Genomic DNA, 13780 nt, shown 5'->3' with positions numbered 1-13780 from the left:
CATACAAGCGTTTGAATCCGAACGCACACCTTCTTAGAAAGCGGCCTGAAAGTCAAGACGCGCTCAATAAATAGCCACCTTAGCCAACTCCGTCACAAATGCTGTCATGAGTGGTGTAGTAAGGGCTTGATACGCAGCAATGACAGCATTTTTCGTCTATTTTGTTACGTATTGTAATGTCCTATATGGAGAAGGCATTAGATTTCATACACTCAGGTTGTGAGAAGAGCTGATACTTTCAAAAATAATAAGTAGATACCTATGAATAAATTAGTAACAAGTCTGTTTTTTACCTTAGCCATTCTACTATTCAGCCCGCTATTGCGAGCTGATCCGCAAACGATTCTGGTTGAAATGCAAACCATGCGTTTAGCTGCAACCAACGCGGTAACTAGCTTTTATATGTTTTCTGGGCTCGATGCCGATAGTAAATACGCTCAACGCATCGACACCAACTTTGAACGCTTTGAGGCATCACTTGAGCAAGTTAGCCTGCAAGCTCAAGCCATCGGCTTGGTAGATGAAGTCGCGACCATCGAACACGACTGGGCAGAATTCAAACAGCTAACAAATAACAATCGCGCAGATATGCTCAATGTTGGCTATCCCAATGTACGGTTAGTAGATGATATGGGCAGAAAATCACTCGCGTTGGTTAACCTGATATCCAGCTCGTATGCAAAATTAGCCTCTACTAGCGGTATGGCACCACCTGCCATCGTGCAGCAAGCCCGTAACATGGCACTGCTAATGGAAGAAATCACGTCGCAATACGCAGCTCGGGGAACGAGTGTTCTGGGGCAAGTATTTCTTGGTGTCCAAAAACAAACACTCACCGAAATGGCGGATAAATTTCAGCTGGATTATTTAGCGCTAAAGGAGATGGCGAAAGATAAAAGAAGTCAGGTAATTCTCGACAGTATTGGTAGCAAGTGGAGCTTTATGGAACGCTCTATTCGTAATTACAACGAGAACAGCGTGCCCTTTTTAGTGGTGAGCTACAACGATCGCATCGTCGGACATTTGCAAGAACTGGATGATTTATACCACAAATAATGGTGATGCCTAGCCCAACAAAAAGCCCTCGAAATGAGGGCTTTTTGTTATCTAGCTCAACCAAATAAAAAACCGTTACTCGGGGAGGAAGGCTTTTAAAAACTGCTCGTAGGATTCAGCGGTTGCAGCTTTATGTTCGGCCGTCATTATGGTGGCGCGATTTTCAAATACTTCCATCATGATTATTTCATCATTTAAAGTACCGATTTTCTCGCACAGCAAAGCCGCCTCCGCAGGCGTTCCTTTATCATGCCACGCCAGCCCCTCGGGTAAACCTTCACTATCCCAAGCCGCTTGCCCGACCACGCGAAAACGCAATTCGCCCCCCTGTTGTCGACCAGGTCTTACGTAGGTGAAGCTTGTACCCCAAACCTCATCGCGTACGCCGTTTTTTGCCGACTCCGGTTTAAACTTAAATTGGCGTACATGCAGCCCTCGCTTAATCGCATCGAGACGCAGCGCGGCAAGGCGGGTATCTCGAGGGCTTGGTTTCATCCAATAAACAGAACCAAATACGACAAGCACTACGAGAATAACAACAGGCCAAATCATTCGGTCATTGCCTCAAGCTCTAACCAACGCTCTTCAAGAGCTTCTATTGCGGCTTCAGCATCAACTAACGCTGCTAAGGTTTTTTGAATGGTTTCAGGGTCACCGTTATAGAAATCCGCCGCGCTCGATTGAGCCGCTAGCTCATCGCGCTTTGCTTCTGCTTTGGCTATATCCTGCGGCAGATTGTCGAGTTCGCGTTGCAATTTATACGATAGTTTTTTGCGCTCAGTTGCCGCTTGAGGCGCGCTAACCGACTCAGTTTTCTTTGGATCAGGCTTGGCCGAAGCTGCATGTTTAGCGGCTTTATTTTGCTCTTCTGCGGGCTGAGTTTTTAACCAGTTCTGCCAGTCAGAATAACCACCAACGTGCTCTTCGATTTGACCATTTTCACCAAAGACCCAAAGATGGGTTACTACGCTATCAAGGAAGGCACGGTCATGGCTTACCAAAAGCAAGGTGCCTTGGTATTCCAACAACCGTTCTTCAAGCAATTCTAAGGTTTCAACATCAAGGTCGTTGGTTGGCTCATCCATAACCAATAAATTGCACGGTTTAAGAAATAACTTAGCCAGCAATACGCGGTTACGTTCACCACCCGACAGCGCTTTAACAGGAGTACGTGCGCGTGCGCCTGAGAACAGGAAGTCACCTAAATAACCAATAATGTGACGGCTCTGACCATTCACTTCCACTTGATCACGACCATCGGATACGTTATCTGCAATCGAGCGATCACCATCCAATTGATGACGCGACTGATCGAAGTAAGAAACTTCCAGTTTCGTTCCTAAACGAATACTACCGCTCTGAGGTTGCAAGTTACCCAGCAACAGCTTTAACAACGTACTCTTACCCACCCCGTTCGGACCAACCAAACCAATACGATCACCGCGTATAACTTTGGAAGAGAAGTGATTCACTTGCTGGATGTCTTTCCATGCATAGCTGATGTCATCAATTTCGAATACTTGCTTACCAGACGACTCGGCCGCACTCATGCTGATGTTAGCGGTGCCGACTTGATTGCGTCGTGCAGAACGTTCATTACGCATTTCTTTAAGACGTAACACTCGTCCTTCATTACGAGTACGGCGAGCTTTTACGCCTTGGCGAATCCATTTTTCTTCTTCGGCTAAACGCTTGTCGAATAACGCGTTTTGCGTTTCTTCTTCTTCAAGACGTTTTTCGCGGTATTCAATAAAGCTGCGGTAATCGCCATCCCAGCTATAAATATGGCCGCGATCAAGATCAATAATGCGAGTGGCGAGTGCTTGTACGAAGGCTCTATCGTGACTGATAAATACCAAAGCACCATTGAACTGTTTAAGCTGTTCTTCTAGCCATTCAATCGTCGGCACGTCCATATGGTTGGTCGGCTCGTCGAGAATTAACACATCAGGCTCTGTAACCAAAGCACGAGCTAACATGACTCGTCGCTGCCAACCACCAGACAGTTCGTTAAACCGAGCTTCTTCCGGTAGGTTTAGCTTTTGAATGATAGCGTCCACTCTTTGCTGCAGTCGCCAGCCATCATTGGCTTCAATCTCGGTTTGCAATCGCTCAAGGCGATTCATATTGGTATCCATACCTTTGGCGATTTCTTCGTGATATTCGGCAATGACTTTACCGACATCACCTAAACCTTGAGCCACCACATCATAAACAGCGATGTCTTCTGCTTTTGGTAGCTCTTGCTGCAGTGTTGCTGTACGCAACATGTCGCGGTGCTGAACGCGCCCGTCATCAGGGCTGATTTCCCGAGTAAGCACTTTTAATAACGTCGACTTACCCTCACCGTTGCGACCAACGATACACACTCGTTCGCCAGAATGGATATCCAAATCAACCTTGTTTAGCAGGACGTGGTCGCCAAACGCTAACTCGACCTGCAACAGACGCACTAACACCATGAAAATATTCGCTTCGCGTGAAAAAACGCCATGGTAACAGCACTGAGCCATAAGAAGGAGGTGTTCCGGAAGCCAGTCACCAATTTGTCGTAAAATTCACCGATTTAGCCTCTATGATCGAGCCTAAACAGCCGGTAGTATCCGGTAACGATTTTTTTAGGCAACGACTAGCCTCGCCTAGCGCCAAATATCTATCTGGAATAACAATAATGCCAATACAAATTAACCGCTCTCATGTCATTGCTATTCTCATTGCACTTTTACTAGTGGTTTGGGTTGTATCAGGCGATGCCGCTGAACCCGATGTCGCCGATCGCCCTCTTAACAATCAAGAGACCTCGTTTAAAGTAGGCTACGAAGTTTTCGTTCCGACTCAAAAAGCCAGCAACGTAAGAATTTCAGCTCATATTAGTGCAAATCGAAGCGTCGATGTAGTGGCCGAGATTAACGGCAAAGTAACCGCACTGCCGTTGAAGCGCGGCGCGTTGGTTAATCAGGGCGATACAATTCTCGAAATTGATCAGCGTGACCTTCCGGCTAAATTGAAACAAGCAAAAGCGCGTCTAGAACAACGCCAGCTAGAAACCGCTAGCGTGCGCAACTTATATGAGCGCGGCCTCACCAATCAATCAGCCATCGCCTCTGCGGAAGCCGAACTGGCCGAAGCGGAAGCCATTGTTACCCGTGCGCGCCTCGACTTAGAAGCCACCCGTGTCAAAGCACCATTTTCTGGGGTATATGACCAGCGCTTTGTTGAATTGGGCGAATATGCTTCTGTAGGTCAAACCCTTGTGCGAGTCGTCGACAACGCCACCATGTTGATCAAAGGTTCTGTGTCTGAAAACAATATCAATCAAATACGCAAAGGGACTGAGGCATACGCGATTCTTCCCGACGACACCCGCCTCACTGGCACTATTCGTTTTATCGCAAGCTCAGCCGATGCCAAAACTCGCACCTACCCGATAGAGATGGAAGTTAACGATGCGCCGGCACCATTATTCGACGGACAAACGGCAACGCTATTTGTCCCCCAAGGTAAAGTCGATGCTTATTTTGTCTCTCCGTCTTTGCTAATCATCACGGATAACGGCGGCCTAGGACTCAAGGTAATCACTGCCGAAGATACCGTCGCCGTTGTGCCTGTTAGTATTTTATCGGCCGAAACTAATGGTATTTGGATTCAAGGTCCAACCGGTGAACAACGCATTATTACGGTTGGCCAAGGCTTCGTAACCGTCGGTGAGCATGTGAATGCCGTTTTGTTGAATAACGAGGCAAGCCAATCATGATGGCATTGATCCGCGCAGCCGTTGATCGTCATCGCACGGTCATCATGCTCTTCGTATTAACGTTAATTGCTGGGGCTACAACTCTCTATCAAATACCCAAAGAAAGCGCGCCCGACGTTACCATTCCACAGGTATATGTATCGGTGGTACACGACGGTATATCGCCAGATGATGCCGATAGTTTGTTGTACGAGCCACTAGAGACTCAACTGCAAGGGCTGGAGGGACTGAAAGAAATGACCTCTACCGCGAGTTTTGGTCATCTTTCTATTCAGCTCGATTTTTACAGTAATGTGGATATCGACAAAGCGCTAGAAGACGTTCGTAATAAAGTAAATGATGCCGTTGGCGAGCTTCCCGTCGACAGCAAAGAGCCTGTTATTCGCGAAATTAACGTCGCCCTATTTCCGGTGATGGTGGTCACTCTATCTGGCGCGGTCGATGAGAATGTTCTTTATGGCGCGGCCGATGCACTCAAAGATAAAATTGAAGCCTTACCAGGTGTACTCGAAGTTAATATTCAAGGTAAGCGTGAACAAATCGCCGAACTCATTGTTGACCCTGCGCGCATGGATAACTATGGGTTATCGCTATCAGAAGTTGGCCAACTATTAAGCAACAATAGTTTGCTCGTTGCCTCGGAGGATCTCGACAGCGAAGCCGGTCGCTTTGGGATAAAAATTCCGGGACGCATAGATGACATCGAAGGATTAATGCGCTTACCCGTTAAGGTAACCGACGATCACGTCGTGTTATTTCAAGACATTGCCGTTGGCCGTTTATCGTTTAAAGATAAAACCTCGGCTGCACGGGTTAATGGTGTTCAGGCGGTAACACTCGACATTAAAAAACGCATTGGTGCCAACATCATTGAAACCTTAGATGAAGTTCGCGAAATCACAGCCCAAGCGCAAGAAATACTGCCAGAAGGTATGACCATCGGCATTATTCAAGATGAATCAAAGCAAATTCGAACCATGCTTAACGATCTTTTTAATAGCGTATTGGTCGCAACCTTGCTGGTATTTATTTTAATTCTTGGCAGTTTAGGTGTTCGCAGCTCATTACTGGTTGGCTTGGCAATTCCCGGTGCATTTCTAATGGGGATTATGGCACTTGCGGCCATGGGGCACACATTGAATATGGTGGTGCTTTTCGCCTTAATTTTATCCGTCGGCATGTTAGTCGACAGCGCCATCGTCGTGGTCGAATATGCCGATCGCCGACTTGCCGAAGGCGCTAGCGCAAAAGATGCCTTTACCGAGGCCGCCAGTCGTATGGCGTGGCCAATCATCGCCTCGACAGCAACCACTCTTGCGGTTTTTTTACCGCTATTATTCTGGCCCGGCATTATGGGCGGCTTTATGAAGTTCTTGCCGCTAACCTTGTTATTCACTTTAACCGGCTCGCTCATCATGGCTTTGATCGTCATGCCCGCCATCGGTAAAACACTGGGCCAAGCAAAGCACCATGACAACGATTCTTTAGATAGTATTATTGCGGCGGAACAAGGCGATTTTGGCAAATTAAAAGGCTTTTCTGGTGGCTACGTACGCGTACTATCCAAAGCTTTAAAAGCGCCCGCCATGACCACCCTGATTGTTCTTGCCTCTGTATTTGGTTCATTTTTCGTCTACAGCGTTTTAGGCCATGGCTCCGAATTTTTCCCGGATGTGGATGCCGATGTCGCCATGGTGGATGTTCGTGCCCGAGGCAACCTATCAATTGCCGAACGTGAAACACTGGTGCGCGATGTCGAAAATCAAATTTTTGATATGGCTGAAATTGATGCCATCTACACCTCGGTATTTGCCCACGCACCCAGAGGAGGAATGGAAAGTTCTCCGCCGGATCTTATTGGTCGGATTCAACTTGAATTAATTGACTGGGAATCGCGCCGTCCAGCCGTAGAAATACTAAAAGAAATTGAACAACGAACAGCCCATATTCCCGGTTTGATTATCGAAACACGAAAAAAAGAAGGTGGCCCTGCCGGTGGAGCGCCAATTCAGCTGCAATTAAGCAGCAATACGGAAGCGAACCTTCTACCTATGGTGGAAAAAGTACGTGCCATGTTAGAAGCCGACCCAGACCTTAAAGACGTGCGTGACGACCGCCCACTGCAAGGTGTGGAATGGCGAATAGATATTGATCGCGAAGAAGCGGTACGCTACGGCGCTAGCGTGGCAGAAATTGGGTCGTTAATACGCATGGTGACCGGTGGCCAGCTTATTACTAAGTTTCAGCCAGACTATGCCGATGAAGAACTGGATATTCTTCTGCGCTATCCCGGCTCGAAGCGCACCATCGACTTATTCACCGACCTCAATATTCATACCGATAAGGGTCTAGTGCCAATCAGTCAGTTTGTTAAACGTACCCCCATCGAGCGTACCGGCGATATCGTGCGAGCGGATGGCAAACGACGTTATCTCATCACTGCTAATGTTAAAGACGGCGTTAACGCTAACGCCAAGATTGCCGAACTTGGTGAACAAGCGAAAGAAATCGACTGGCAAGCAGCAGGTGTAGAACCTAAGTTTCGCGGCGACTCTGAAGAACAAGCCGAAACCGGCATATTTCTCGTGAGTGCTTTTGCCATCGCCATTTTTATGATGGTGACGATTCTAGTCACACAATTTAATAGCTTCTATCAAGCTGGCCTCATTATGAGTGCCATTGTGCTGTCGATTGCCGGCGTACTGATGGGCTTATTAATTCGGGGCGAGCCATTTGGCATTGTGATGAGTGGCGTTGGTGTTATCGCTTTGGCCGGAATTGTGGTGAATAACAATATCATTCTTATTGATACCTATAACCAGTTCAAAAAGACGGGGCTTACTGCGTTTGACGCTGCCTTGCGTACCGGTGCGATTCGTTTACGTCCGGTATTACTGACAGCGGTTACCACCATCGTTGGCTTAATGCCTATGGTGCTGCAATGGAACATCGATCTAATTCATCGAGAATTCAGCATTGGTGCACCCTCATCACAGTGGTGGACACAATTATCAACCGCGATTGCTGGGGGTTTAACCTTTGCGACGGTACTGACACTGATATTGACGCCAGCGCTGCTCGTATGGCGAGACAGAGAGTAGCCAGAATCTATTCAGAACGGGGCATTCCTTTTTGTTCACACGAAGAAGAATGCCGTGGTCAAAATTCACGCAACCTACTGAAAAAAGTAAGAAAAGTTAGAAATAGCATTTGACATAGAATCCGACGCGAGTAGAATGCCCACTCGCTTTAGGACGAGGGTGATTAGCTCAGCTGGGAGAGCATCTGCCTTACAAGCAGAGGGTCGGCGGTTCGATCCCGTCATCACCCACCAAAAGCGAATTTTGAAGTGTAATAAGTAACGGACTGGTAGTTCAGTTGGTTAGAATACCGGCCTGTCACGCCGGGGGTCGCGGGTTCGAGTCCCGTCCAGTCCGCCATTACTTATACGACGACAAATAAGGGTGATTAGCTCAGCTGGGAGAGCATCTGCCTTACAAGCAGAGGGTCGGCGGTTCGATCCCGTCATCACCCACCAAACCTTTAGATGCAGGTTAAGCATCAGACAATGTGGACTGGTAGTTCAGTTGGTTAGAATACCGGCCTGTCACGCCGGGGGTCGCGGGTTCGAGTCCCGTCCAGTCCGCCATTATTGTCTAAAAATGTAGTGATTAGTATTGCAGGCTAAACCGGATTAGCACGGTTTGATGTTCGAAATTAGTACAAGGCGCACCGCAGCGAGTACCCAAGGCATACCACATGGTAGTCGCAGGGACGAGCGAGGAACAACGCAGTAATAAATCGAACAGCGAAGCGATATTAAAGATTGGGTGATTAGCTCAGCTGGGAGAGCATCTGCCTTACAAGCAGAGGGTCGGCGGTTCGATCCCGTCATCACCCACCAAACCTTTTGATGCAGGTAAAGCATCGACAATGCGGACTGGTAGTTCAGTTGGTTAGAATACCGGCCTGTCACGCCGGGGGTCGCGGGTTCGAGTCCCGTCCAGTCCGCCATCTATTTATAGATCCCCTTTTAAAGCCTTTGTTTTTGATGATCACAGCGAGTCCCACGGGATGCCGCCCAGTCGTCCGCCATCTTTTTATAGATCCCCTTTTATACCCTTTGTTTTTGATGATCACAGCGAGTCCCACGGGATGCCGCCCAGTCGTCCGCCATCTTTTTATAGATCCCCTTTTAAAGCCCCGCAACGCCATCAATAATTCGTATTCTTGTCATATAACTGTCACACCAAGATTCTATTCTCTCTACCGTCTTAGAGCATATGTATAGAAACTCTTAGACTAAAATCTTGTCTTACACCCGTTAGCGTCTATGCTTATTGAAGCTGGCACGACTAATGCTAGCCAAGAAATGTAGGTCAACTAAAACTAAAACAATAAGGAGGCAGTTATGTCTGACTATATTGAAGAGCTGCTAGATATCACCATCGACGATTATGAAGACGATGTTGATGACGCAGTAGAAATGTAACTCCGGCGTTTTTCTTCACGGAACCGACCTGGCGCTTCGCCAGTCCACCGTTTAAACGCTCTCTGAAAAGCAGTCGCTGATCCAAATCCAAGCAGAAATGCTATCTCACCTAGGGTCAGCGTAGTATCCCTTACGTAACTTACCGCCAAATCTCGGCGGGTCGTATTCAATACTTCTTGAAAGCTATGCCCTTCTGCACTTAATCGACGCCTTAACGTCCACGGTGCCGTATTTAAACGATGCGCCACTTGCTCTAAGGTTGGTGTATTGCCATCCAATAGTGGACCAATAGCACGAGCGACCGTCTCGCGGTAACTTAACCCTAATCGAACATGCTCTAATTCTCGCTCAGCACTGCGCCGAAGGGCTTCATACGTTGATGCACAAGCATGAAGCGAAGGTATTTCCAATGCCCACTCGTGAAGCACGACAGCGTTGCGTGTTGCCTCAAAATGCACCGGACATTGAAAGTAACCTTGATATTCATCGACATAGCTCGGCGCTGAGAACTCAAACTCTATCCGCTTCACCAAATCAGTGCGACCAGTGACCCACTGAAGAAAGTGATACCAGCCACACAAGACAGAATCTACGACGAATAAGTTGTAGGCATTGTAGGGGCTAACCGAATAGAAACTGGCGACGCCGCAGCCTTGCTCCAATTTAAATTGAGAGCGACCACGCGCGTTAAAACTAGACAATAATTCATATGTCGCCAACGCCTGACAAGAAATGCGCACATTCGGCGCACTCATCGCAAGTAAGCCGGCTAACCCAAGATGCGGCGCTTTAGTCTGACGCCCCATTTCCAAGCCAAGCCAAGGCTTGTCACTCACCTCTATACAGGCATGCCCGAGACGCATGAAGCGCGGAATGCTGATGCGTGCGTCCGGTGACGCGAGCTTGAGATCGTCTAACTGGAATTGCTGTAGCATAGGTGTCGCATCGTGACCCAAGCGACTCATGGCCAAGCGCATGAGCTCAACGAAAGCGACTGAAACATCTCCAAGCTTCACGATATGAATCTCAAATTAAGCGTCAAAACGACCTGACTCGCCTTCTTTTTCAGCTGGCTGCTCAAGCTCTTCACTAAGCACTTCTGGAGCTAGTGATTCAGGCTCGTAAAAATCGATTAAAAATTGATAGCTCAGCGACAAAATAGTTACGGATATCAAGCTACCAACATACACAACCAGCAACGCAAAATACGTCGCTAAGTGAGATTCAAGCCAGTACAAAATTGCTGCAGGAATAATCATGGCGATTGGAATTAACAATACAACGATTACCATACGCGTACCATTTCCTTCACTTAACGCCCAAGCACGCTTCAAATCCCCCTGCTTACCAATCGCCACTTCAGGCAAAGTAATCGACAGGCGACCAAATAAATACATAGCGATTAGCCCACCAATTGTGCCTCCAATGGCCATTCCTTCTTGCGAGCCTGTCGCTGCGCCAATAAAAAATGGTACTAAAGCCGCTATGCCTGCAATAAATCCAATAACAACAGCGCGCCCTAGATAGCGCCATTCATTTTTACCCCAGCCATGTAAACCATTTGTGTACCACTGATCACGAGGCAATAAAGTAAAACGATGAGCCGCTGTCGCCATTAAAATACTAAAGAGCATAGCGATAAGACTCATGCCCAATTGCTTCATCGACTGTCCCGCTTCGACCATAGGGTCTGCTTCGACCACCTGAGCATCATCCGTAACAACGGGAGAGAAATAGACTTCGCTAATAAAGTCGACGGTCGCCAAAACAAAAATTACTGGCAAAAACATAGGGATCACAATATTGCGTTTTGCCCAAAGCAAGACGATAGCTTCTTTGAGTAAATCGAATACCGGAAGCTTAGCTTCAAGACCTAATGAACTTTTCATTCACACTCCTAATGGTGTTGGATAGAGCACTATTTAATGGCAGCAATAAAAAAGCCCCAGCGTGGCTGGGGCTTTAGTGTAACGGAGGCTATCGCCGACGTCATTAACCCGCTGGCGGAGTATCGCCGTGACGAGCTTTGTGACGTGCTTTCATACGTTCAGGACGTAAGATAAAGCTTGCCAAAGCTGGTAGCAGAATCAAAGAACCTAACATGTTCCACAAGAACATAAAGGTCAACAAAATACCCATATCGGCTTGGAACTTAATCGGCGATGCAATCCAAGTAGCAACACCAATCGCCAAGGTAATCCCCGTGAATGACACGGCTTTACCGGTTGAGCGTAATGTTTCGAAGAAGGCTTCCTGCATGGTTTTACCAGCAACAATCATTACTTCTAGACGGTTATAGATATAAATCCCGTAATCCACGCCAATACCAACCCCGAGTGCAATCACGGGCAAGGTCGCTACTTTCACGCCGATATCCAAATACGTCATCAGTGCTTGACTTAAAATCGACGTCAAAGCCAATGGAATTAGAATACAAGCAACAGCGGTAAATGAACGGAACGTCATAAAGCAGAGTACAAATACAACCACGTAAACGAAGATCAACATGGTATTTTGTGCATCAGCAATGACTTGGTTTGTCGCGGCTTCAATACCCGCGTTACCCGACGCTAATTGGAAACGCACAGGTGCTGAATCAATTTCACCATTGGCGATAGCTTCATCCATTTCAGCCATACCGTAACCAAAATATTTTTCATCAACGTGGTCGTCAAATTGCTCTTTAAACTTTTCTACCGCAGCAACCGCGGTTTCCAAAGTTTCTGCCTTATGATCGTTAAGATACACAATCACAGGAGCCATCGAACAATCAGGATTCAATAATCCTGCTGGTGCACGCTGGATTGAGGTATTCAAAATGGTTTGGTTGCGAGATAACGCCGACCAATTGAGGTTGCCCTCGTTCATCGCCTTCGTAACTAGCTTTGACACTGTTACTAACGATGTTGTCGATTGAACCCCCTCAACGTTATCCATGTACCACATAAAGCGATCAACAGCGTCCATGACTTTGAAGCTATTGCAGTGTTCCCGAGCGGTTTCAACCATCACCACAAACACATCTGCACTAGTGGAATAATTGGATACCATAAAGGCGTTATCTAGGTTGTAGCGCGAATCTGCACGCAACTCAGGAGCACCTTTATCCAAGTCGCCAATTTTTAATCCCTGACTGTAATAATAACCAGAAACAGCCATCACGATTGCGATCACAATTGGTATTGGTGCCACTTTGCGATTCGCAAACATTGAAAGTCCGCGCCAGATAGCGGCGGGATTAGCATCCGACTTACGCGCATGCTCAACACCGGAACGACTAATACCGATATAAGACATAACAATCGGCAACAAGACCAAGTTAGTCACAATAATCATGGCAACGCCGACACTCGCTGCAATCGCTAGCTCTTGAATAACACCGATATCAATAAACAGGAGTGTTAAGAAACCAATCGCATCACTCAATAGTGCCAACATACCCGGTACATAAAGACCGCGAAACGCTTGGCGAGCCGCTTGAACTGGTGAAGCTCCTTTACCCGACTCAATGGCGATACCGTTAATAATCTGTACACCATGGCTAATACCAATCGCAAAGACTAAGAAAGGCACCAATACCGAATATAAATCGACCGTAAAGCCTGCCAACGCCAACGATCCTAATTGCCATACCACGGCGATTAGCGAAGCAACGATCGGTACAACGGTGCCTTTCGGGCAACGTGAGTACAGGTACAACAGAATCGCGGTCATGATCATAGCCATTAGGAAGAACCCACCAATGGACTTAGCGCCATCGAGTAAGTCACCTAATTTTTTAGGCATGCCGGTAATGTAAATTTTGTATTGATCATCACTAAACTGAGAACGAATTTTTTCTTCTAAGTCGTGTGAAAACTGACCATAACTTAGCTTTTCACCCGTTTCTGGATCGTATTCAATTAGTGGTACATCGATAATTGACGAACGGAAGTCGTTGGAAACTAAACGACCGACTTGTCCAGATTTCAGTACGTTCTGACGCACAACTTCGAGGCTTTCTTTACTGCCATCGTAAGTGCTTGGAATAACAGGACCGCCTTGGAAGCCTTCTTCTGTTACTTCCATCCAGCGTACGTTTGGTGTCCATAGCGACTGCATGCCCGAGCGATCAACGCCTTTGATGAAAAATATTTCATCACTGATCTTGCTCAGTTTTTCCATGTATTCGGCGGTAAATACGTCACCGTTTGTCACTTCAACGGCAATTTTTACGTTAGCAACACCACTCTTCATCTCGTCTTTATGGACTAGATAATTTTGAATATAACTATGATTCAGCGGAATGTATTTTTCGATGCTGGCATCAAGCGTTACTTTGCTCAAACCATAAGCAAACACCATGGTAATAATGGCTAATAGCAGCATAACTATGCCGCGATTATTAAAAATAAAACGCTCTAACCAAGGTTCTGACTCAGGCGATAAAATATAATGCTCTGGAACCGTTGAGTAATGACTCTTTTTTTCCTTCATGA

At 46.9% G+C, this 13780-nt stretch carries 8 protein-coding genes and 6 tRNA genes; 9 read left to right on the top strand and 5 right to left on the bottom strand.

Translation table 11 applies throughout. The features are described 5' to 3' along the window. The first annotated feature begins 261 nt into the window (after positions 1 to 261). Complete coding sequence (locus TOL_RS05585) at positions 262 to 1056, top strand: hypothetical protein (protein WP_015486321.1); 795 nt, start codon at positions 262 to 264, stop codon at positions 1054 to 1056. Between the two features lie 75 nt (positions 1057 to 1131). Here TOL_RS05585 and TOL_RS05580 read toward each other — a convergent pair whose 3' ends face one another. After that, on the bottom strand, positions 1132 to 1608 hold the full coding sequence (locus tag TOL_RS05580; RefSeq protein ID WP_015486320.1) for a hypothetical protein: 477 nt from the start codon (positions 1606 to 1608) through the stop codon (positions 1132 to 1134). After that, on the bottom strand, positions 1605 to 3569 hold the full coding sequence (locus TOL_RS05575; protein WP_223248657.1) for an ATP-binding cassette domain-containing protein: 1965 nt from the start codon (positions 3567 to 3569) through the stop codon (positions 1605 to 1607). Before TOL_RS05575 ends, TOL_RS05580 begins: the two co-directional genes overlap by 4 nt. A 158-nt stretch (positions 3570 to 3727) precedes the next feature. Between TOL_RS05575 and TOL_RS05570 the strand changes: the two genes are divergently transcribed. The 8 genes from TOL_RS05570 (at position 3728) to TOL_RS05535 (ending at position 8824) form a co-directional block, all read left to right on the top strand. Next, positions 3728 to 4810 carry an efflux RND transporter periplasmic adaptor subunit gene (locus tag TOL_RS05570; protein WP_015486318.1) on the top strand — a complete coding sequence of 361 codons (1083 nt, stop codon included), beginning with the start codon at positions 3728 to 3730 and terminating at the stop codon, positions 4808 to 4810. Then, positions 4807 to 7911 carry an efflux RND transporter permease subunit gene (locus TOL_RS05565; RefSeq protein ID WP_015486317.1) on the top strand — a complete coding sequence of 1035 codons (3105 nt, stop codon included), beginning with the start codon at positions 4807 to 4809 and terminating at the stop codon, positions 7909 to 7911. The genes TOL_RS05570 and TOL_RS05565 overlap by 4 nt, the downstream gene beginning before the upstream one ends. Before the next feature lie 157 nt (positions 7912 to 8068). After that, positions 8069 to 8144 (top strand) — tRNA-Val (locus tag TOL_RS05560). 29 nt (positions 8145 to 8173) lie between these two features. Next, positions 8174 to 8250, top strand: a tRNA-Asp gene (locus TOL_RS05555). Positions 8251 to 8272: 22 nt separating this feature from the next. Beyond that, positions 8273 to 8348 (top strand) — tRNA-Val (locus TOL_RS05550). Positions 8349 to 8382: 34 nt separating this feature from the next. Continuing rightward, positions 8383 to 8459 (top strand) — tRNA-Asp (locus tag TOL_RS05545). Between the two features lie 179 nt (positions 8460 to 8638). Next, positions 8639 to 8714 (top strand) — tRNA-Val (locus TOL_RS05540). Positions 8715 to 8747: 33 nt separating this feature from the next. Beyond that, positions 8748 to 8824, top strand: a tRNA-Asp gene (locus TOL_RS05535). A gap of 441 nt (positions 8825 to 9265) precedes the next feature. Here TOL_RS05535 and TOL_RS05530 read toward each other — a convergent pair. From TOL_RS05530 to TOL_RS05520, 3 genes are all read right to left on the bottom strand, one after another. Then, on the bottom strand, positions 9266 to 10318 hold the full coding sequence (locus TOL_RS05530) for an AraC family transcriptional regulator (protein ID WP_015486316.1): 1053 nt from the start codon (positions 10316 to 10318) through the stop codon (positions 9266 to 9268). A 15-nt stretch (positions 10319 to 10333) separates the two neighbouring features. Further along, a complete protein-coding gene (locus TOL_RS05525) occupies positions 10334 to 11191 on the bottom strand; it encodes a hypothetical protein (protein WP_015486315.1) in 858 nt (285 codons plus the stop codon). Positions 11192 to 11294: 103 nt separating this feature from the next. Continuing rightward, positions 11295 to 13778, bottom strand: coding sequence for an efflux RND transporter permease subunit (locus tag TOL_RS05520; protein ID WP_015486314.1), 2484 nt, complete (start codon positions 13776 to 13778; stop codon positions 11295 to 11297). Positions 13779 to 13780: the final 2 nt, after the last annotated feature.

This window comes from Thalassolituus oleivorans MIL-1 (assembly GCF_000355675.1).
Lineage (GTDB): Bacteria > Pseudomonadota > Gammaproteobacteria > Pseudomonadales > Oceanobacteraceae > Thalassolituus > Thalassolituus oleivorans.
Note: the sequence above shows the minus strand (reverse complement) of the source record. Positions and strands in the feature narration are given on the sequence as shown.